This window comes from Solirubrobacter phytolaccae, from assembly GCF_027587195.1.
GTDB classification, from domain to species: domain Bacteria; phylum Actinomycetota; class Thermoleophilia; order Solirubrobacterales; family Solirubrobacteraceae; genus Solirubrobacter; species Solirubrobacter phytolaccae.
This window is the reverse complement of the sequence record NZ_JAPDDP010000023.1, coordinates 26,721-46,535: the sequence shown is the minus strand read 5'-3', so window position 1 is coordinate 46,535 and position 19,815 is coordinate 26,721. Positions and strand designations below refer to the sequence as shown.

At 72.1% G+C, this 19,815-nt stretch carries 18 protein-coding genes; 13 read left to right on the top strand and 5 right to left on the bottom strand.

Annotated elements, in window-relative coordinates; all coding sequences use genetic code 11:
* Window position 1: 1 nt before the first annotated feature.
* Window positions 2-913 carry a phosphogluconate dehydrogenase (NAD(+)-dependent, decarboxylating) gene (gene gnd / locus OJ997_RS14780; RefSeq protein ID WP_270025907.1) on the bottom strand — a complete coding sequence of 304 codons (912 nt, stop codon included), beginning with the start codon at window positions 911-913 and terminating at the stop codon, window positions 2-4.
* 2 nt (window positions 914-915) lie between these two features.
* Window positions 916-2,478: a phosphoglucose isomerase-related protein gene (locus OJ997_RS14775; protein WP_270025905.1), complete on the bottom strand. Its 1,563-nt coding sequence runs from the start codon at window positions 2,476-2,478 to the stop codon at window positions 916-918.
* A gap of 97 nt (window positions 2,479-2,575) precedes the next feature.
* On the opposite strand from OJ997_RS14775, the gene OJ997_RS14770 reads away from it, so the two are divergent.
* Window positions 2,576-4,195: a methyl-accepting chemotaxis protein gene (locus OJ997_RS14770; RefSeq protein WP_270025904.1), complete on the top strand. Its 1,620-nt coding sequence runs from the start codon at window positions 2,576-2,578 to the stop codon at window positions 4,193-4,195.
* A gap of 23 nt (window positions 4,196-4,218) precedes the next feature.
* Here the strand turns inward: OJ997_RS14770 and tkt are convergent, their stop codons facing one another.
* Both tkt and OJ997_RS14760 read right to left on the bottom strand, forming a co-directional pair.
* Window positions 4,219-6,189, bottom strand: coding sequence for a transketolase (gene tkt, locus OJ997_RS14765; RefSeq protein ID WP_270025903.1), 1,971 nt, complete (start codon window positions 6,187-6,189; stop codon window positions 4,219-4,221).
* Window positions 6,190-6,271: 82 nt separating this feature from the next.
* The gene (locus OJ997_RS14760; protein ID WP_270025902.1) at window positions 6,272-6,730 is read right to left on the bottom strand and encodes a hypothetical protein; all 459 of its coding nucleotides are present in this window, start codon (window positions 6,728-6,730) and stop codon (window positions 6,272-6,274) included.
* 107 nt (window positions 6,731-6,837) lie between these two features.
* On the opposite strand from OJ997_RS14760, the gene OJ997_RS14755 reads away from it, so the two are divergent.
* The 11 genes from OJ997_RS14755 (at window position 6,838) to OJ997_RS14705 (ending at window position 17,527) form a co-directional block, all read left to right on the top strand.
* Window positions 6,838-6,996 (top strand): hypothetical protein, encoded by a 159-nt coding sequence (locus tag OJ997_RS14755; protein WP_270025900.1) that lies wholly within the window; start codon window positions 6,838-6,840, stop codon window positions 6,994-6,996.
* Window positions 6,997-7,006: 10 nt separating this feature from the next.
* The gene (gene msrB / locus OJ997_RS14750; protein ID WP_270025898.1) at window positions 7,007-7,405 is read left to right on the top strand and encodes a peptide-methionine (R)-S-oxide reductase MsrB; all 399 of its coding nucleotides are present in this window, start codon (window positions 7,007-7,009) and stop codon (window positions 7,403-7,405) included.
* A 57-nt stretch (window positions 7,406-7,462) separates the two neighbouring features.
* On the top strand, window positions 7,463-8,131 hold the full coding sequence (locus OJ997_RS14745) for an ABC transporter ATP-binding protein (protein WP_270025896.1): 669 nt from the start codon (window positions 7,463-7,465) through the stop codon (window positions 8,129-8,131).
* Window positions 8,128-10,434: an FtsX-like permease family protein gene (locus OJ997_RS14740; RefSeq protein ID WP_270025894.1), complete on the top strand. Its 2,307-nt coding sequence runs from the start codon at window positions 8,128-8,130 to the stop codon at window positions 10,432-10,434. The genes OJ997_RS14745 and OJ997_RS14740 overlap by 4 nt, the downstream gene beginning before the upstream one ends.
* A complete protein-coding gene (locus OJ997_RS14735; RefSeq protein ID WP_270025893.1) occupies window positions 10,431-11,864 on the top strand; it encodes a metallophosphoesterase family protein in 1,434 nt (477 codons plus the stop codon). Before OJ997_RS14740 ends, OJ997_RS14735 begins: the two co-directional genes overlap by 4 nt.
* 2 nt (window positions 11,865-11,866) lie before the next feature.
* A complete protein-coding gene (locus tag OJ997_RS14730; RefSeq protein ID WP_270025891.1) occupies window positions 11,867-12,466 on the top strand; it encodes a TetR/AcrR family transcriptional regulator in 600 nt (199 codons plus the stop codon).
* Window positions 12,467-12,490: 24 nt separating this feature from the next.
* Complete coding sequence (locus OJ997_RS14725) at window positions 12,491-12,925, top strand: SRPBCC family protein (protein ID WP_270025889.1); 435 nt, start codon at window positions 12,491-12,493, stop codon at window positions 12,923-12,925.
* Window positions 12,926-12,949: 24 nt separating this feature from the next.
* A complete protein-coding gene (locus OJ997_RS14720; protein WP_270025888.1) occupies window positions 12,950-14,167 on the top strand; it encodes an alpha-hydroxy acid oxidase in 1,218 nt (405 codons plus the stop codon).
* 63 nt (window positions 14,168-14,230) lie between these two features.
* Window positions 14,231-16,396, top strand: coding sequence for a WD40/YVTN/BNR-like repeat-containing protein (locus OJ997_RS14715; protein ID WP_270025887.1), 2,166 nt, complete (start codon window positions 14,231-14,233; stop codon window positions 16,394-16,396).
* A gap of 19 nt (window positions 16,397-16,415) precedes the next feature.
* Entirely contained in the window at window positions 16,416-16,769 is a 354-nt protein-coding gene (locus OJ997_RS14710) for a DoxX family protein (RefSeq protein WP_270025886.1), read from the top strand.
* Between the two features lie 14 nt (window positions 16,770-16,783).
* Window positions 16,784-17,527: a phosphotransferase gene (locus tag OJ997_RS14705; RefSeq protein ID WP_270025885.1), complete on the top strand. Its 744-nt coding sequence runs from the start codon at window positions 16,784-16,786 to the stop codon at window positions 17,525-17,527.
* Window positions 17,528-17,675: 148 nt separating this feature from the next.
* On the opposite strand, the gene OJ997_RS14700 is transcribed toward OJ997_RS14705, so the two are convergent.
* Window positions 17,676-19,118, bottom strand: coding sequence for an MFS transporter (locus OJ997_RS14700; RefSeq protein WP_270025884.1), 1,443 nt, complete (start codon window positions 19,116-19,118; stop codon window positions 17,676-17,678).
* Window positions 19,119-19,224: 106 nt separating this feature from the next.
* Between OJ997_RS14700 and OJ997_RS14695 the strand changes: the two genes are divergently transcribed.
* On the top strand, window positions 19,225-19,809 hold the full coding sequence (locus tag OJ997_RS14695) for a TetR/AcrR family transcriptional regulator (protein WP_270025883.1): 585 nt from the start codon (window positions 19,225-19,227) through the stop codon (window positions 19,807-19,809).
* Window positions 19,810-19,815 lie beyond the last annotated feature (6 nt).

Here is a 19,815-nt window from a genome sequence, read left to right as displayed (position 1 = left end):
CTCAGGTCTCCTCGACCTTCTTCACGGCGTGGCCGCCGAACTGGTTGCGCAGCGCGGCGAGCACGCGCGCCGCGTAGTCGCCTTCCTTGCGCGAGTAGAAGCGCGCGTAGAGGCTCGCGGCCAGGGCGGGGGTCGGGACGGCCATCTCGATGCCGTCGTTCATCATCCAGCGGCCCTCGCCGGAGTCGTCGACGTAGCCGACGAGGCGCGCGAGGTCGTTGCCCTCCTGCTCGAAGGCGAGCTCGGCGAGCTCACACAGCCACGAGCGGACGACCGAGCCGCGGTTCCACAGCCCCGCGACCTCCTTGAGCTCGATCGGGAACGGCGCGGCGTGCATGAGGTCGAAGCCCTCGGCGTAGGCCTGCATCATCCCGTACTCGACGCCGTTGTGGACCATCTTCACGAAGTGCCCGGCGCCCGCCGCGCCGAAGTGGCGCCAGCCGTCCGGCGGCGCAAGCACGTCGAGGATCGGCTTCAGGTGGGCGATCGACTCGTCGGGCCCGCCGGCCATCATGCAGTAGCCGACGTCCAGGCCCCAGACGCCGCCGGAGGTGCCGACGTCCGCGTAGCGGATGCCCTTGGGCTCGAGCTCCTTCGAGCGGCGCTGGTCGTCGTGCCAGTTCGTGTTGCCGCCGTCGACGATCGTGTCGCCTTCCTCGAGCAGCCCGGTGAGGGCCGTGATCGTGTCCTCGGTGATCTTGCCCGAGGGCACCATCAGCCAGACCAGGCGCGGCTTCTCGAGCTTGGAGACGAGCTCCTCGAGCGAGTGCGCGCCGACGGCCCCGTGCCCCTCGGCGGTGGCGACGGCTTCCGGGTTCGGGTCGAAGGCGACGACCTCATGGTCCGAGTCGCGCTCGATTCGATGGACCATGTTGCCGCCCATCTTGCCGAGGCCGACGAATCCGATCTGCATGTCTAGAGCTGCTCCTTGATGGCGTCGATGTCGCCGACCGTAATGCGCACCGCGGGTAGGCCGTGACTGCGCAGGGTCTCGAGGTCGCCGTCCGCCTGAGCGCGGATCAGCGTCTTGAAGGTGAAGTCCTCGCCCGGGATCTCGAGGTCCTGCCCGGGCTCGTCCACCAGCTGCAGGAAGCGGCCCGTCTTGGGTCCGCCCTTGTGCAGCTGGCCGGTGGAGTGCAAAAAGCGCGGGCCGTAGCCCCAGGTGGTCGCGACCTTGTACTTCTCGACCACCGTCTCGCGCAGGCGCGCGACCGCGGCTTCCGTGTCGGAGGAGTACGGCAGATAGCCCATGATCGCGAAGTAGGCGGGCGGCTCGAGGCTGTCGGTCAGCTCGGACAGGCTTCCCGCATCGACACCGGCGGAACCCTCCTTGAGGACCCGGTTCGTGTTGTCCTTCGCTTCTTGGACGTTCGGCTGGTCGAACGGGTTGATCTCCAGCACCCAGCCGGCGACGGCGACCGCGAACTCGCTCAGGTAGAAGATCCGGCCGAGGTCGGTCGGGCCGAGCGCGTGGATCGTGATCACCGGGTGGCCGGCGTCCTTGAGCTTGGCGACCTTGGCGGCATTGCTGCCCTGCGCGGTCGCGACGTGCAGGAACACGCGGTCGTCGCCGTAGTGCTCGGGGTCCAGCAGCGGCTCGTCGGCGATCGGCAGGATGCCGCGGCCGAGCTTGCCGGTGGACTCGGCGACGAGCTGCTCGGCCCAGACGCCGTAGGAGCTCAGGGGGGCGTCGGCGACGAACGTGAGCTTGTCGCGGCCGGCCTTGGCCAGCTCGCCGAGCGTGACGCCGAGCCACAGGCCCGCGTTGCCCTGTTCGCCCTGGCACTCCTCCTGCGCGCCGATCGCCGACCCGAGCACGGCGGCCACGTCGTAGCCCGCGACCACCGCCGGCACGAGGCCGAAGGCGCTGAGGGCGCTGTAGCGGCCGCCGATGTCCGGGTCGCCGTAGAAGACGCGGCGGAAGCCCTTCGCGTTGGCGAGCTCCTCGAGCCCCGAGCCGGGGTCGGTGACCGCGACGAAGTGGGTGCTGTCGATGCGCTCGCTGAACGCCTTGTACATCGACAGCGGCTCGATCGTCCCGCCGGACTTGCTCGACACGATCGCGAGCGTGGTCTCCAGCGGGAGCGTGTCCAGGTACTTCTGGACCTCCTGCGGGTGGGTCGAGTCCAGCACGTGCAGCGTCAGGCCGGTGTCGGCCTTGCCGAACGACTGGCGGAACACCTCTGGGGCGAGGCTCGAGCCACCCATGCCGAGCACGACGGCGTCCGTGTAGCCGTCGCGCAACAGCTCGTCGCGCAGGCCCTGCAGTTCGGCGAGCTGCTCCTGGGAGCGCTCGGCGATATCCAGCCAGCCGAGGCGGTTCGTCACCTCCGGCGTACCTTCCGGCGCCCACAGCGTCCCGTCCTTGCGCCACAGGCGGCCGACGATGTCCTCGTCGGCGGCGCGGCGTAGGCGGGTCTGCACGGCGTCGGCGTAGCGCTCGGGGACGTCGGCCTCGATCGTCGTGACGTCACTCATAGCTCTATTCCTTCCCGTGGCGGCTCCAGGACGTACGCGCGTGGACGCTAGCGAACTGCGGACTCGAAAAAGTTCCTGATCGGTCGATGTACCGAACATGGAGACCGTCCCGACCCCTGACGAGCAGTTGACCGACGTCCGCCGATCCGCGGATCGCCTGCTGAGCCTGCTGCTGGTGCTCCACTTTCCGGCAGCGGTCGGCCTCGCGGCGCTGCACGGCACGTGGGTCGTGTCCGTGCTGGTGGCGGGGCTCGTGTCCGGCGGCGCGTACTTGATCGCGCAGCGCGCGCCGGGGGCCTTCTCCACGCGCGTCTTCATCGCGTTGAGCTTCCCGGCCTACGGCGCGCTGTTCGTGAGCCAGACGCACGGCCTGATCGAGATGCACTTCTACTTCTTCGCGTCGCTGGCGTTCCTGCTGGTCTACCGCGACTGGCGGATCGTGCTGGTCGCGGCGGGCGGCATCGCGGTCCACCACCTGGGCTTCATGGTGCTCCAGAACGCGGGCGCGCCGCTGTGGGTCATGCCCGAGGATCACCTGTCGCTGGGGATGGTCGTCCTGCACGCGACGTTCGTCGTGTTCGAGAGCGGCGTGCTGATCGTGCTGTCGCGCTCGATGGAGGCCGAGACGCTGGCGGTCGCCAAGCTGCGCGTGGACGAGGCCGCCGAGCGCGCCCAGCTCGCCGTGCTCGCGTCCGCGCTCGAGCGGCGTGACCTCACCGCCGTCGGTGGGTCCGGAGCTGGCGCCGCGGCGCTGCTGAGCACCGGCATCGGGCAGGTCGCGACGTTGGTCGAGACGATCCAGTCGACGGCCCTGGAGATCTCCGCGACGTCGGGCGAGGTGTCGCAGGCGAGCGCCGACTCCGAGCGTTCGAGCGAAGAGATCGCGGGTGCCGTGAACATGGTCGCGACCGTGACCGAGCGTCAGGCGCGGCTGGTGCTCGAGGCCGGCGAGGCCGCGGGTGAAGCCGCTTCGGCCGTGGACCGCGCCCGCGGCGCCGCCGAGTCGGCCGCGGAGGCCGCGTCCGCGGCGCTGAGCGACGCCGAGCGCGGCATGGCGACCGCCGACGACGCCCGCGTCGCGATGAGCGCGGTCGAGGAGTCGGCCGCGGCGATCATGGACGCGTCCGGCGCGCTGGTCCGCCGCTCCGCCGAGATCACCGGCTTCGTCGGCACGATCACCGCGATCGCCGAGCAGACCAACCTGCTGGCGCTGAACGCCGCGATCGAGGCCGCCCGCGCCGGCGAGAGCGGCAAGGGCTTCGCCGTCGTCGCGGACGAGGTTCGCAAGCTGGCCGAGGAGTCCGCGGAGGCCGCGGGCTCCACGAGCGAGATCATCAACGACATCGGCCGCATGACCGAGCGCGTCGCCAAGCTCGCCGGCGAGGGCGCCTCCCGCACCGAGAAGTCGGTCGCGACGGTCGCCCGCTCCCGCGGCGAGTTCGAGGACATCGCCTCCTCGGCCCGCTCGGTCGCGGAGCGCGTGTCCGTCATCACGGGCGCGTCCGTCGAGGCCGCGCGCTACGCGGAGGACACCCGCGGGCGCATGTCCGAGCTGGCCACGCTGGCCGAGTCCTCCTCGGCCACGACCCAGGAAGTCGCCGCGTCCACCCAGCAGACCGCGGCGACGGCAGGGGCGCTCAGCGCCTCGGCGGCCCGTCTGGACTCGGCCGCCGATGCGCTGAAGGACCTCGTGGTTCAGTTCACCGTCGCGCGCTGAACCTAAAGCGGGACAGTCCCTCTTTAGGAAGCGAGGACGCCGCGGGCCACGTCGGCGACGTTCTCGCCCGTGAACCCGAAGTGCTTGTAGAGGGCGCCGGCCGGAGCGGAGGCGCCGAACGTCGTCATGGCCACGACCGCGCCGCGGTCGCCGACCCAGCGGTGCCAGCCCAGCGGCGCCGCGGCCTCGACGGCCACGCGGGACGTGACCGACGGCGGCAGCACGGAGTCGCGGTAGGCCTGGTCCTGGGCCTCGAAGCGGTCCAGGCACGGGGCGGACACGAGACGCACCTTGACGCCCTCGGCCACGAGCAGCTCGCGGGCGTCGTCGGCGACCGCGACCTCGGTGCCGGACGCGATCAGGATCAGGTCGGGCTCGCCGTCGGCGTCCTTGAGCACGTAGGCGCCGCGCTCGATCGCGTCGCTCGGGACCGTGGCCGGGTCGAGCGTCGGCACGCCCTGACGGGACAGCGCGAGGGCCGTCGGCGTCTTCGTCGCGGACAGCGCGAAGCGCCAGGCCAGCGCGGTCTCGTTGAAGTCCGCGGGCCGCACGACGTTGATGTTCGGCGTCGCGCGCAGCGTGGCGAGCTGCTCGATCGGCTGGTGGGTCGGGCCGTCCTCGCCGACGCCGATCGAGTCGTGCGTGAAGACGAAGGTCGACGGGATGCCCATCAGCGCCGAGAGGCGGATCGACGCCTTCATGTAGTCGCTGAAGATGAAGAAGCCGGCGCCGAAGGCGCGGAAGCCGCTGAGCGTGAGGCCGTTGACGATCGCGCCCATGCCGTGCTCGCGGATGCCGAAGTGCAGGTTGCGACCGCCGTAGCTGGCGGTGTTGACCGACTCGGCGCCCTTGATCAGCGTCAGCGTCGACGGGGCGAGGTCGGCGCTGCCGCCGATCAGCTCCGGCACCTGCGCGGCCGCCCACTGGATGACGTCCGAGGACGACTTGCGCGTGGCGATCGAGCCGGCGTCCGGGCCCTTGGTCGGCACCTCCGCGTCCCAGCCCTCGGGCAGCTTGTGCGCGAGCTGGCGCTCGTACTGGTCGGCCAGCTCCGGGAACGCCTCACGGTAGGCCGCGAACTTCTCGTTCCAGGCCGACTCGACCTCTTCGCCCTTGGTCTCGCACTCGCGGAAGTGCGCGAGCGCCTCCTCCGGCACGAAGAACGGCTCCTCCGACGGCCAGTTGTAGGCCTGCTTGGTGAGCTTGATCTCGTCCTCGCCGAGCGGCGAGCCGTGCGCCTCGTGCGTGTCCTGCTTGTTCGGCGAGCCCGGGGCGATGTGCGTGCGGACGACGATCAGCGACGGCTTGTCGGTGACGTCCTTCGCGTTCGCGAGCGCCTCCTCGATCCGGTCCAGGCCGATGTCCTCGCCCAGGTTCTGCACGTGCCAGCCGTAGGCCTCATAGCGGGCGGCGACGTCCTCGGTGAAGGAGATCGCGGTGTCGCCCTCGATCGAGATGTGGTTGTCGTCCCAGAACGAGATGAGGCGGCCGAGCCCGAGGTGACCGGCGAGCGAGGAGGCCTCGGAGGCGATGCCCTCCTGCAGGTCGCCGTCGGACGCGATCACGTACGTGTAGTGATCGACGATCTCGTGGCCTTCGCGGTTGTAGCGCTCGGCCAGCATGCGCTCGCCCAGCGCCATGCCCACGGCGGTCGAGATGCCCTGGCCGAGCGGCCCGGTCGTCGTCTCGATGCCGGCGGCGTGGCCGTACTCCGGGTGCCCGGCGGTCGGCGAGCCGAGCTGACGGAAGTTCTTGAGGTCGTCGAGCGTGAGCCCGTACCCGGTCAGGTACAGCGTCGAGTACAGGAGCATCGACGCGTGCCCGCACGACAGGACGAAGCGGTCGCGATCAGCCCAGTTGGCGTTGCCGGGGTTGTGCTCCATGACGCGCGTGTAGAGCACGTACGCGAGCGGCGCGAGCGCCATCGGCGTGCCAGGGTGGCCGGAGTTGGCCTTCTGGACCGCATCCATCGAGAGGGTGCGGATCGTGTTCACGCAGAGCTCGTCGAGGGTGGACCGATCTTCTGCGACGGACAACGCTTGCCTCCAGGGGGTCGGGATAACGCGACCCCGGACGCTAGCGTGCGGCTTCGTCGAGGTGTCTTGCGATGACGACCGCGGCGTGTTCCTGAGCCTCGTAGGCCGCGGGAAGATCGCGGTCCGGCGGGTGCCGTTCGAGCACCCGGCCGACGTCGATCACGAGCTCCTCCCCGCCGACCGCGTCCGCCAGATGGGTGAGCATGCCCGCGCGCACGCGGGCGCCGTCCACGAACGCCGCGAGCACCGTGTCGGCCGACAGCGGCGCGCGCCCGAACACGCGCCCGTGGAGCACGGCGGCGTTCGTCTTGTGCGCCTCGACCTGCTCACGGTGGACGTCGAGCCCGGCCGCGTCGCCGAGGTGGTCGAGCGCCTGCGAGATGCCGGTGGCGTCCACCGGCAGCGACGCCTGGAGCGCGGGCGAGAGCTGTGCGAGCAGTGCCGCCCGCTCGGCTCGCGCCCCGGCCAGGATCGCCTGAACCTCGGCCTGATGCGTCATGCCTCAGAAGCGTAAGGGAGGCGCCCGACGGCCCTAAGGGGTGCGGCGCCGCAGCTCGCTCCGAACGCCCGATGTGCGGATTGCCTCGTAGCCGCAGACTGGCTCTCATGCACCCCCAGCTGATGACGATGTACGCCGACGCGCAGTCGCAGGCGCTGCGCTCTGACGCCGACACGCGCCGCCGCGGCCGCACCGCTCGTGGCCGCGTGGGATGGTCGTTCTCGATCCGCCTTCCACGGCGCAGGAGCACTCGCATCGCCGTCTAGAATGTGAGTCATGGCGACTGAGATTGAGAAGACTGACGCGCAGTGGCGTGAGGAGCTCACGCCCGAGCAGTACGCGGTGCTCCGGCAGGCCGGCACCGAGCGGGCCTTCACGGGCAAGTACTGGGACAACCACGAGGACGGCATGTTCCGCTGTGCCGGCTGCGGGGCCGAGCTGTTCTCGAGCGACACCAAGTTCGAGTCCGGTTCCGGCTGGCCGTCCTTCACCGAGCCCGCGTTCGCCGAGAACGTGGACGTCAAGGAGGACCGCTCGCACGGCATGGTCCGCACCGAGGTGACCTGCAAGAAGTGCGGTGGCCACCTCGGTCACGTGTTCCCGGACGGCCCGCGCGACGCCGGCGGCCTGCGCTACTGCATCAACAGCGCGGCGCTGGACCTCGAGGCCAAGTAGGCACACCCGCCCCGCTCCCCGTGAGCGGGGCTTTATAGAGCGGCCTACGGTGGGTAGATGGCCGCCGTGATCGCCGCTACGGGCGTCGTGAAGTCGTTCGGGGAAGGCCGGGCCGCGCGACGCGTGCTGGACGGCGCGTCGCTCCACGTCCACCCGGGCGAGGTGGTGGCGATCCTCGGGCGCTCCGGCACCGGCAAGTCGACGATGCTGCACCTGGTCGGCGGGCTGGACCGGCCGGACGCGGGGACGATCTCTGTGGCCGGCGAGCCCGTCACGGGCACGAGCGAACGGGCGCTGTCGCGGCTGCGGCGGCGCCGGATCGGCTTCGTCTTCCAGTTCTTCCACCTGCTGCCCGAGCTCAGCGGCGAGGCGAACGTCCTGCTCGCCGGCCGCGTGCGCGGAGCCGCTCCCGACGCGGCGGCACGCGGGCAGGACCTGATCGACCGGCTCGGCCTGCGCGAGGTCGCCCGCTCGCTCCCCCACCAGCTCAGCGGCGGCGAGCAGCAGCGCTTCGCGATCGCCCGGGCGCTGGTCAACGACCCGCCCGTGCTGCTCGCCGACGAGCCGACCGGCAACCTGGATACGACCGCGGGCGCCGAAGTGCTGCGCCTGCTGCGTGCGGGAGCGGAAGAGGGTCGTGCGGTCGTGATGGTCACGCACGAGACGGCCGCGGCGAACATCGCCGACCGCGTCCTCACCCTCCGTGACGGGCAGCTGATCGGGTGATCCGCGACGCGCTCGCGGCGCTCCGTGCCCGCCGCGGGCGCACCGTCCTCGCCGCACTCGGCGTGCTCGCCGCGTCGCTGGTCGTCGGCACGAGCGTGACCGTCGGCTACTCGCTCGCGACCGGCTTCGAGCGCTCGGCCGAGCGGGCGCAGCTGCCCGACGTGATCGCGCGCTTCCCCGAGCAGCGGCTGCGGCGGATCGACGCGCGCGTGTCCGCCTTGCCGAACCTCGAGACCCGCTCCTACCGGTTCGAGGCGCTCAACGAGGACGTCTCCGGCAACGGGCACTACACGGGCAAGGGCGCCGTGACGACGGTCTTCGAGGGCCGGCGCGGCTACACGGTCGTCGACGGCCGTGACGTACGCGACGGCGAGTCGGGCGCCGTCGTCGTCGAGCGCGGCGTCGCGCGCGAGTGGGACCTGCACGTCGGCGACGAGCTGTCCGTCGAGGAGCACGGGACGCTGCGCGTGAGCGGGATCGCGGTCTCGCCCGACAACGTGGCCTTCCCGCTCGCAAGCACGGCGCGGGTCTACGTGTCGCGCGCCGAGCACGGCGGGCGCGTGCGACCGAACGTCGCGCTGCTCTGGCTCAACGACCCCGACAAGGCCGACGTCACGCTCGCCCAGGCCCGCGCGGTCACCTTCGGGCTCGGCAAGCTCCAGTTCATCACCCGCACGGGCGTGGAGATCCTGCTCTCCCAGGCCGCGGGGATCGTGATCTCGCTGCTGGTGGCGTTCTCGCTGGTGGCGCTCGTCGCCGCCGGAACGATGCTCGCCGCGAGCGCGCACGCCGAGGTGCAGCGCCGCCTGACCGGGTTGGGCGTGCAGCGCGCGCTCGGCTTCGGCCCGGGCCGGATCGCCGCCCAGCAGGCGGTCGAGGCCACGCTCCTGGCGGTGCCCGCGGCCGCGCTCGGCATCACGCTGGGCGCGCTGCTCGTGGCGCGTCCCGCCGCGGAGCTCCTCGCCGCGCTCAACGAGCTCGGCCCTGGGCCCACGGGCATCGCCGTGCCGCTCGTGCTGTCGACCGCGGGCGTCGTCGCCCTGGTCGTGGCGGCCGCGACCTGGCCCGCGTGGCGCGCGGCGAGAAGGCCGCCGATCGAGATCCTCCGCGGCGGCGATCTCGCACGAAAGCCGCGCGGCCGGGCGCGCCGGCGCGGCGAGAGTTCTGGCCCCCTGGGCCATAAGTCTCACCCGAACGAGCCCGCAGGGCGAGGCTCGGGCCTGTTCGCCCTCGGTGTGCGCTTCGCCACGGCCGCGCGCGGTCGTTGGTTCGCGGCGGTCGCGACCATCGCCGTGTGCGCCGGCGTCGTCACGCTCATGCTCGCGCTCGCCTCCCTCCTGGAGCGCCTGCGCGAGGACCCGGGCACGGTCGGCAAGCGCTACCAGCTCGCCGTGCAGCTCGACCCGAGCCTGATCCCCGACGCCGAGCGCCTGCCCGGCGTCCGCGACGTCGGCGAGCGCTACTCGATCGACGCCGCGGACTCCTTCCGCCTCGGCGAGCCGATCCGGCTCGTCGCCTACCCGGGTGACCACACGCGCTTCGAGAACCCGCCGCTCGCCGAGGGGCGCCGCATCCAGAGGCCGAACGAGGTCGAGGTCGGCGTGGGCATGGCGGACGCGCTCGGGCTCAAGCCGGGCAGCACGCTCGCCGCGCAGATCCCCGACGGCGGCGAGATCCGCTTCAAGGTCGCCGGCATCGTGCGCGCGCTCGAGAACGACGGGCGGATCGCCTGGATCCAGCCCGACAAGCTGCTCGCGACGCGCCCCGACCTGAACCCGCAGGTCGTCGTCCGGCTGGACTCGAACAGCAACGCCGCCGCCGTCACGGAAGGCCTCGTCGAACTGGGCGCCGAGCTGCAGCCCGTCGGCGCCGCGCAGACCGACAACGCCGCGTTCCTCGCCGTGCTCGCGGCGGTCCTCAGGGGCGTCGGCCTCGCGGTCGGGCTCGTCTGCCTCTACGCGCTCGTCCAGGCCCTGACCGTGACCGCGCGGGAGCGACGGGGCGCCGTCGCCCTCCTCCGCGCCACCGGCGCCGACGCGCCCACCGTCGGCCTCGTGCTCGCGGGCGCCGCCGTGGCCGTCGCCGTGCCCGCCGCGATCGCGGGCGTGGTCCTCGAGCTGGCCATCTTCGGCCCGGCGGTGTCGCGGCTCGCGGCGAGCTTCGCGTCGCTGCCGCTCGGCGCCTCCGTCGGCCAGATCGCGCTCGTGATCGGCGGCCTGCTGCTCCTGGCGGCGCTCGCGACGCTGCTCGTCGCGCGCCGCGTGATGCGCGAGCCGATCATCGCGGGGCTGAGGGAAGAATGAGCGCGCCGCGCACCCGCCGCCCCGCACGCGCCGCGCACGGCGTGCGAGCCGCCGCCGCGGCCGCGCTCGCCGCGGCCGCCCTCGTCCTCCCCGCGTGCGGCGACGACTCGCGCCCTGCGGCCACCGGCGGCGACTCGACCCTGAAGTCGACGCTCGTCGACTCCGGCGGCGACGGCTTCCTCGAGGCCGGCCCGGGCGAGCCGCTGCGCAACCGCGGCAACACGGCGAAGCTCGGCCGCACGCTCGTCACCTTCGGCCAGCTCACGGACACGCACGTCCGCGACGAGGAGTCGCCGGCGCGCGTCCCGTTCATGGACCGGATCGGCGCGCCGTTCACCTCCACGTTCCGCCCGCAGGAGGCGTTCAGCACCCAGACGCTCGACGCCGCCGTGCGCGCGCTCAACCGCCAGAACCCCGACGCCGTGTTCGTCACCGGCGACATCACCGACAACGCGCAGCGCAACGAGCTCGCGCTCGCCATCAAGACCCTCGAGGGCGGCCGGGTGAACCCCGACAGCGGCCGGCCCGGCTACCGCGGCGTCCAGCAGCCCGACTCCGCCGACCCGTTCTACTACCGCCCCGACTTCGACGCTCCCTCGCACCCCGGCGCGATCGGCGACGCCCAGCGCGCCTTCACGGCCGAGGGCCTGAAGGCGCCGTTCTACGCGCTGGTCGGCAACCACGACGTGCTCGCGCAGGGCGAGGTCCCGCCGACCGACGCGATCAACGCCTACGCCACCGGCGACCAGATGGTGCAGAGCCTCGACCCCGAGCTGCTCGACCGTCTGCCGCAGGAGGAGATCGACGCCAAGCAGGCCACCGAGGCCCTGCTGTCGAACCCGTTCCAGCTCCCGAGCGTCACCGTCCCCACAGACGAGCAGCGGCATCTCGTCGAACCCGGAGAAGCCGAGCGCGAGCTCGGCCACCCGAGCATGGACTACACCGTCGACCTCACCGACAGGGTCCGCGCGGTCACCGTCGACACCGTCAACCGCGACGGCACGTCGAGAGCCCGCATCAACCCCGAGCAGCTGCAGCGCCTCGACCAGCAACTCGACACGGACCGGTTCGTCGTCGTGTTCAGCCACAACCCGCTCACGCCCGAGGCGCTGGCCGTGCTCGACCGCCACCCCAATGTCGTCGCGAGCGTCGCCGGCAACAGCCATCGCAACCGGATCACGCAGCACGGCCGCTTCTGGCAGATCAGCACCTCCTCGCTCGCCGACTTCCCCCAGCAGTCCCGGATGTTCCGCCTGCGAGAGACCACGAACGGCGTCGCGCTGGAGACCTGGATGGTCGACCACGACGGCAAGGGCCTCGCCGGCACGAGCCGGGAGCTCGCCTACCTCGACGCGCAGGGCGGACGCCCGCAGGACTTCGCCGGCACCCGGCAGGACCGCAACGCCCGGCTGTTCGTGCAAGCTCCTTAGCGATGCCCCAGTGGACGAAGCGCCCCGTCGAGGACCTCACCCCTCGTCAGCGAGCGGCCTACGAGCAGCGGGTCGAGGCGATCGCGGTCGCGGCCGAGCAGCTGATGCGCGAGCGCGGCGCGGGCGTGACGATGGCCGACGTCGCGCAGGCCGCGGGGATCGGCATGTCGAGCGTGTACCGGACGTTCGCCTCCAAGGACGAGCTGCTCGCCGAACTGGCCCGCCGGCGCGTCGGGCGGTGGGCCGAGATCTGGCGCGAGGCGCAGCAGCGTGAGGACCCGCGCGCGGCCCTGGTCGACGCGATCTGGGCGTTCGTCGGCATGGACCGCGGTGAGCAGGAGCTGGCCGACGCGGTCCGGGCCTGGGTGCTCGCCAACCGCGACGACTTCCTCGAGGTCGCGCGCCTCGGCGAGACGGTCGTCGAGCGCGCCCGCGACGCGGGGCTGCGATCGGACGTGAACCACGACGACGTCATCCGCGCTTCCGAGCTGATGGCGGCGCTCCATCGCAGCGGCGCGCCCGACGCCTGGCGGCGCGTGCTGACGATCTACGTCGACGGGCTGTTCACGCCTGGCGCGGAGCCGCTCCCAAACGTGGAATAGCCATTCCACATCCTGCTAGATTGGTTGTCACCGCAACCGTTCGACCGGAAGGACCCGATGGAGACGATCACCCGCAGCGTCCGGCTCGGTGCCGAGCCCGACGCCGTCTGGGCCGTCGTGGGCGACTTCGCCCGCATCGCGGACTGGCATCCGGACGTGTCGGCACCCGAGCTGCGAGGCGCCGAGCGCGTCTTCGCCGACGGGCTCGTCGAGCGCCTCGTCGAGCGCGACCCCGGTAGCCGCCGGCTCGTGTACTCGATGCCGCAGCCACCGTTCCCGATCCGCGACCACGTCGCACGCCTGACCGTCTCCGGACTCGAGGACGGCACCTGCGAGGTCACCTGGAGCGCGAGCTTCAACGCTGACCCGCAGGTCGCCCGCGAGCTGGAGGGCGCGCTGGGCGACGGCGTCTTCGCGACCGGCCTCGCCGCGCTGACCGAGCGGTTCGGAGGCGCCTGACCCACCCACAGAGAGAAGGACACCATGCGCGACGCCAAGACCGCGGCCCGCATCCAGAACTTCGGTGACGCCGAGTACTTCGCGCGCAAGCGCCTGCCGGCCGCCCTGTTCCAGACCTACGAGGCCGGCAGCGGCTCCAACGCCACCGCGATCGCCAACGAGCAGGCGTTCCGCGACGTCATGTTCCGCCCGAACGGGAACGTCTTCAACGCCTCCCGCGACCAGACGACCACGGTGCTCGGCCACCAGATCTCGATGCCGGTGATCGCGTCCTCGGTGGGGATGCTCAAGCTCGGCCACAAGGACGGCGAGGCGGGCGTCGCGAAGGCGGCCGGCGACGCCGGGACGCTGACGTTCACCAGCGGCGCGACGGGCGCGCCGATCGAGGAGGTCATGGCCCGCGCGACCGGGCCGGTCTTCTACCAGCTCTACTACTTCGGCGGCCGCGACGCGTCCGCGGCGATCGTCGAGCGCGTCAAGCGCGCCGGCGTCCACGGCCTGGTGCTCACGATCGACACCGCGGCGCCGGTCACGGCGAAGGAGCGCCCGTACCCGGAGCGGCGCTCGCTCCCGCTCGACACGAGCCTGCGCGAGACCCTGAAGTTCGCCCCACAGGCACTCAGCCGGCCGACCTGGACGGCCGACTTCCTGCGCGGCGGCCGCGAGCTGAAGATGCCGATGTCGCTGCGCCAGGACGGGACGGCGATGGAAGTCTTCGAGTCCTTCCCCGGCATGTACCAGCAGACGCCGGACTGGAAGGACATCGCGTGGCTGCGTGAGCACTTCGACGGCCCGCTCGTGATCAAGGGCGTCCTCACCCCCGAGGACGCGCGCCGCGCGGTCGACGCCGGCGCCTCGGCCGTCGTCGTCTCCAACCACGGCGGCAACGCGCTCGACGGCGCGATGCCGACGCTGAAGGCGCTGCCCGCGATCGTCGCCGCGGTCGGCGATCAGACCGAGGTGCTCCTCGACAGCGGTGTGCGTCGCGGCTCGGACGTGCTGAAGGCGATGGCCCTCGGCGCCCGCGCGGTGCTGCTCGGCCGGGCGTACGTCTACGCGCTGATGGCGGCCGGCGAGCCCGGCGTGGCGCGGATGTTCGAGCTCTTCCACCAGCAGATCGACGAGTCACTCGCGTTCCTCGGCGTCCGCACCCCGCAGGAGCTCGACGCGTCGTTCCTCGACCTCCCGGCCGGCTGGAGCGAGCAAGACCGCAACGACCGCCCGCTCGTGAACGTTCCATAAAGCGCAACCAATCCTCTCGACCTGCGTTTCACCGCCAGGCACCACAGCGAGAGGAGTTTTAGCGTGATTTCCAGGGCTTTTCTGGGCACCTGCGCTGCCCTGAGCCTGGCCGCGGCATGCCCGCAGGTCAGCTCGGCGGCCGTGCAGGTGAGCCAGTCCGGATGGCAGTGGGGCAACCCGACGCCGCAGGGCAACACGATCCGCGCGATCGACATCTCCGGCGGCCGCGGCTACGCGATCGGTGACGACGGCACCGCGCTGCGCACCGACGACGGCGGCGCCACGTGGTCGGGCCTGCCGACCGGCACGTCGCTCGACCTCAACCGCGTCCAGGCGGTCACGCCCGACGTGGTCACGATCCTGGGCGGCAACGGCTGCGTGCTGCGCCGCTCCGACGACGGCGGCCGGACGTTCCGCAAGTTCTACGTCCTGACCGAGATCAACTGCCCGGAGCCCGTCGCGGCGACGTACTTCGTCACGCCGCAACTCGGCTACCTGCTGCTGCGCAACGGCAACGTGCTGCGCACGACGGACGCGGGCGAGAGCTTCAGCCGCGTCACCGCGATCCCGGGCACGCCGGGCAGCGCGGGCGGCGGCAACGCGGCGCCCGCCGACGCGATCTTCACCACCCCGGACGCGGGCATCGTGTTCCTGAACAACTCGAGCACGGCGTTCCGCACGACCGACGCGGGCGCCTCCTGGACGCCCGAGCCCGACGTACCCGGCGGCACCGTCCAGCGCCTGAAGGCGATCGACGCGACCACGTTCTACGCGTTCGGCCCGAACACGCTGCTGCGCTCCGCCGACGCCGGCCAGACCTGGCAGGCCAAGCCGGTCGGGGGCACGATCACCGGCATCAGCTGCGCGACGCTGGACCTGTGCCTGCTGACCACCGACCGCGGCGACAGCCTGCTGCGCACGGAGAACGGCGGCGACACCTTCGAGTCGATCACCGCCTCCACCGCGCCGCTGTACGCGGCGGGCTTCACCTCCCCCGCGCGCGCGGTCGCGGCCGGCAACGGCGGCGCCACCGCGGTCTCCAACGACGGCGGGCGCAACTACACGCCGGTCGGCGGGGACATCGCGGGCTCGTTCCAGTTCGGCCTGCGGCTCGGCCCGGCGCCGAACATCGCGCTCGCGCTCGGCGCCCGCGGCCAGCTCGCCCGCACCACCGACAACGGCGTCACGTGGAAGGCGATCAACGTCGCGACCTCCTCCGACATGCGCGACACGTCCTTCTCCAGCGAGGCCGACGGCTACGCGCTCGACGTCCGCGGCGGCCTCTTCCGGACCACCAACGGCGGCGCGAGCTGGCAGCCGATCGACCCCGGCACGACGTCCGCGCCGCTGGCCGTGATCACGAGCGGAACCACGGTGCTGCTCGCCGGTCCGCGCGGGGTGCGCCGCGCCTCCGGCGGCGGTCAGTTCAGCGTCGCCGAGAACCGTGCCCGCGTCGCCGCCTTCGACCGGGCCGGCAGCGCGATCTTCGCCTACGGGACGAACGCGATCATCCGCACCACCAACGGCGGGCGCGCGTGGAAGACGGTCAAGCGCCCCGGCCGCCTCGCGGACCTGGAGATGACGTCGGCGAACGGCGGCTACGCGCTGACCACGAACGGCCGCGTGTGGCGCACGACGAACGGCGGCAAGCGCTGGACGGAGCTGCCGGCGGTCGGAACGGGCAAGGGCCTGGCGCTCGCGTTCGGCTCGGGCACGGACGGCTACCTGACGCTCGGCAGCTACCCCGCCGACGACGGCGTCGCCTACGTGCAGCGCACCACCGACGGCGGCAAGCACTGGCGCCCGCAGCGGATCGCCAGCGGCCGCTTCCCGGGCACGGAGGGCGTCATCAGCCCGAGCGCCGCACGCTCCTACGCGCTGACCTCCACCCCCGCCGCGGGCGCGAACGTCTTCCGCAGCCTGTTCACCACGGCCAGCGGCGGCGACTTCGGCTCGCAGTCGACGATCACGCTCTCCCGCGCTCGCCGCTCCGGCCGCACCGTCACCGTGACCGGCCAGCTCAAGGGCGCGCAGGGCGGCGAGCCGATCGTCGTCTCCGCGCGCGCCGGCACCCGCTGGACGGAGCAGCTCGTCACCGCCGGCGCGAATGGCGGCCGCTTCACCGCGAGCTTCCGCGTCTCCGGGCGCGCGCAATTCGTCGCCCGCTGGGCCGGCGACTCGGGTCGCCAGGGCGCGGGCTCGTCCGTCCTCACACTGCGGAAGAGGTAAGCCTCCTAACCTCAGACAGATGGCAGTTGCCCGCGTCGCACTCGGCGCCACGTTCATCACCACCGGGGTCCTGCACTTCCTGCGGCCCCGGATGTACGAGGCGATCATGCCGCGCTCTCTGCCCGCCCACCGCGAGCTCGTGTACGCGAGCGGTGTGGCGGAGATCGTCGGCGGCGCGGGCGTGCTGCACCCGAAGACGCGGCGCGCCGCGGGCTGGTGGCTCATCGCGACGCTGGTCGCGGTCTTCCCGGCCAACGTCGAGATGGCCGCGCACCCCGAGCGCTTCAAGAAGATCCCGAAGTCCTTGCTGTACGCACGCCTGCCGCTGCAGGGTGCGATGATCGCGTCGGTGTGGAAGACCGCTCTGCGCTAGAGGCAGCGGTCGCGGTGGCGCGGGTTCACGGCCTCAAGGTCGAGGACCCGATCATCCTGCGCGACCAGCTCAACGTGCTGGTGCACCTGCGCCCGGCACCCGTGGTGGCACGTGTCGCCGGCACGATCACGCGTGCGCGGCGGGGCACCACCTGGCAGGAGCGCGAGCTGAGCGTCGCCGGCCACCTCGCGCGCGCGGGCGCGCCCGTGGTCGCTCCCAGCGCCGAGCTCCCGCCCGGGCCACACGTCCACAACGGGCGCGTCCTGTCGTTCTGGGACTACGCGCCGCCCGCCGACGCCGTGGACCCCGCCGCCGCGGGCGAGGCGCTCGCGCAGTGCCACGAGGCCCTGCGCAGCTACGGCGGCTCGCTCCCGCTGCTCGGCACGATCACCGAGGCCGAGGCGGTGCTCGCCCGGCTCGCCGCCGAGGAGACGATCGACCCGGACACGGCGACGACGCTGCTGCTGCGCATCCACGAGCTCGTGCCGATGCTGACCGAGCTGCGCTCCCCGGTCCAACCGCTCCACGGCGACGCGCACCTGGGCAACGTGCTCGGTGGGCCGCTGTGGAACGACTGGGAGGACACTTGCCTCGGACCCGTCGGCTGGGACGCGGCCTGCCTCCTGGCCGGGCGTCACGGCCGCGAGCGTCAGGAGGCGGCCTACGCCGCCTCCCGCATGGGCGTCGATCCGGGGGAGCTGAACCTGTGGATCGAAGCCCGCTCGCTTCAGGTCACGATCTGGCGCTGGGTGCGCTGAAGCATCGACGGTGGGTCTGACGTGGTGCAGCCGTGGATGCCTCGGGCCGCACGCGAGCGCAGGCGGGCGCTAGCCCGTTGAGCATCGTGGGTGGCGCGAGGCGCCGCGGATGTGCCGCGGCAGGCCCGCCGGAATGCTTCAGGGTGCCCTACGTGAGCGCGGGCACGACGTCGACCTCGCCGTCCGGGTCGACCGGGGTGCGCGGCGACACCAGGATGTAGGCGAGCAACGCGCCGACGACGGCCATGCCGGCGCCGACGGTGATCGCGACCTGGAAGCCCTCGGTCATCGCGGTCGGCAAGGCGGCGCCCGTCTCGAGCACCGAGTCCCGGCGCGAGTTGGCGATCGACGCCAGCACGGCGAGGCCGAGCGCGCCGCCGATCTGCTGGCTCGTGTTGATCAGGCCGGAGGCGAGCCCGGCCTCGTGCGGCTCGACGCCCGCGACGGCGGCGATCGTCATCGGTACGAACGCGAAGCCGAGGCCGAAGGCGCTGATGATCGACGGGAACAGGATGTCGCTGACGTAGCTGCCGCCGACCGAGATCTGCGAGAACCACAGCAGGCCGATCGCGGTCAGCAGCATGCCGGAGACCAGCACGGGCCGCACGCCGACGCGCGTGACCAGCACGGAGGCGACGCCGGCCGAGACGATGATGCCGCCCGCCAGCGGCAGGTAGCCGAGGCCGGTCTTCAGCGCGTCGAAGCCCAGCACCTGCTGCAGGTAGAGCGAGATGAAGAAGAACATCGAGAACAGCGACGCCGCGACCAGCAGGCCGACGAGGTTCACGCCGCGCACGGTGCGCAGGCGGAAGATGCCCGGGAACGGGACGAGCGGCGCCTTGTTGCGGCGCTCGATCACGTAGAAGGCGCCGAGGATGACGACCGCGATGCCGACCAGCAGCAGCGTCTCGGGGGACGTCCAGCCGGCGTCGTTGGCGTTCACGAGCGAGTAGACGAGCAGCGAGAGGCCGGCGGTGACCGTGACGGCGCCGGCGATGTCGAAGTGGCGGTGACCGTCGTTGCGCGACTCGGGCAGCAGGCGCGGGGCGATCGCGGCCGCGGCGAGGCCGATCGGCACGTTCACGAACAGCACCCACTCCCAGCCGGCCCACTCGGTGAGCATGCCGCCGAGGAGCACGCCGGCGGCGCCGCCGGAGCCGGCGACCGCACCCCAGACGCCCATGGCCTTGTTGCGCTCGGCGCCTTCCTTGAACAGCTCGGTGACGAGCGAGAGGGCGGCGGGCGAGAGCAGTGCGGCGCCGAGACCCTGGACGGCGCGCGCGGCGATCAACCAGACGTCGCTCTGCGCCAGTCCACCCGCGAGTGAAGCGCCGGCGAACAGGATCAGGCCGAGGATGAAGAGGCGGCGGCGGCCGAGCAGGTCGGCGAGTCGACCGCCGAGCAGCAGGAAGCCGCCGAAGGTGAGCGTGTAGGCGTTGACGACCCAGGACAGGTTGTCCGGGCTGAAGTCGAGCGCCGTCCCGATCGACGGCAGCGCGACGTTCACGATCGATGCGTCGAGCACGACGACGAATTGCGCCAGCGCGAGGAGTGCCAGCGCGAGCCAGCGCCGGTCGGTGGTGGAAGACATTGCAGGTGACCCCTGGGGAGAAGAAATAGAAATGGAGGTGGAGTTCCGGTTCTGTTTAGCACGATACGGAGTTGAGGTTCCGTTTGTCAAGCACTACAGTCGACATATGACCCAGCCCGCCGAACGCCCGCTCCGCGCCGATGCGCGCCGCAACCGCGAGCGAGTTCTGGAGGGCGCGCGCGAAGTGTTCGCGGAGCACGGCCGGGACGCGCAGATGGACGACGTGGCCCGCGCGGCCGGCGTCGGCGTCGGCACCGTCTACCGCCACTTCCCGACCAAGGAAGCGCTCATCTCCGCGCTGGCGGTGTCGCTGTTCGAGCAGGTGCTGGCGTCCGCCCAGGCCGCGCTCGAGATCGAGGACCCGTGGGAGGCGTTCACGTCCGCCCTGTGGGCCGGCGTCGAGGTGCTCGCCTCCGACCGCGCGTTCACCGAGATCATCGGGCAGGCCGAGATGCCGTTCGAGACGTGCCTCATCAGCGACATGAACAACGCCTACATCGAGCTGATGGACCGCGCGAAGGCCTCCGGCGACCTGCGCCCGGACGTCGTGATCGACGACATCCCGATGTTCACCTGCGGCATCGGCATGGCGACGGTCAAGCCGCACCAGTGCCAGGAAGCGTGGCGCCGGCACCTGAGTGTGCTGATCGACGGCCTGCGCGCCGCCAACGCGTCCGGCCCTTTGCCCTAAGTAGCC

What these genes read in the sequence shown, in the direction of transcription:
- msrB (WP_270025898.1), top strand. Translation starts at nt 7,007, where the DNA reads ATGGCGACTGAGATTGAGAAGACTGACGCGCAGTGGCGTGAGGAGCTC.
- gnd (WP_270025907.1), bottom strand. Translation starts at nt 913, where the DNA reads ATGCAGATCGGATTCGTCGGCCTCGGCAAGATGGGCGGCAACATGGTC.
- OJ997_RS14755 (WP_270025900.1), top strand. Translation starts at nt 6,838, where the DNA reads ATGCACCCCCAGCTGATGACGATGTACGCCGACGCGCAGTCGCAGGCG.
- OJ997_RS14710 (WP_270025886.1), top strand. Translation starts at nt 16,416, where the DNA reads ATGGCAGTTGCCCGCGTCGCACTCGGCGCCACGTTCATCACCACCGGG.
- OJ997_RS14695 (WP_270025883.1), top strand. Translation starts at nt 19,225, where the DNA reads ATGACCCAGCCCGCCGAACGCCCGCTCCGCGCCGATGCGCGCCGCAAC.
- OJ997_RS14720 (WP_270025888.1), top strand. Translation starts at nt 12,950, where the DNA reads ATGCGCGACGCCAAGACCGCGGCCCGCATCCAGAACTTCGGTGACGCC.
- OJ997_RS14730 (WP_270025891.1), top strand. Translation starts at nt 11,867, where the DNA reads ATGCCCCAGTGGACGAAGCGCCCCGTCGAGGACCTCACCCCTCGTCAG.
- OJ997_RS14745 (WP_270025896.1), top strand. Translation starts at nt 7,463, where the DNA reads ATGGCCGCCGTGATCGCCGCTACGGGCGTCGTGAAGTCGTTCGGGGAA.
- OJ997_RS14775 (WP_270025905.1), bottom strand. Translation starts at nt 2,478, where the DNA reads ATGAGTGACGTCACGACGATCGAGGCCGACGTCCCCGAGCGCTACGCC.
- OJ997_RS14770 (WP_270025904.1), top strand. Translation starts at nt 2,576, where the DNA reads ATGGAGACCGTCCCGACCCCTGACGAGCAGTTGACCGACGTCCGCCGA.
- OJ997_RS14760 (WP_270025902.1), bottom strand. Translation starts at nt 6,730, where the DNA reads ATGACGCATCAGGCCGAGGTTCAGGCGATCCTGGCCGGGGCGCGAGCC.
- OJ997_RS14700 (WP_270025884.1), bottom strand. Translation starts at nt 19,118, where the DNA reads ATGTCTTCCACCACCGACCGGCGCTGGCTCGCGCTGGCACTCCTCGCG.
- OJ997_RS14735 (WP_270025893.1), top strand. Translation starts at nt 10,431, where the DNA reads ATGAGCGCGCCGCGCACCCGCCGCCCCGCACGCGCCGCGCACGGCGTG.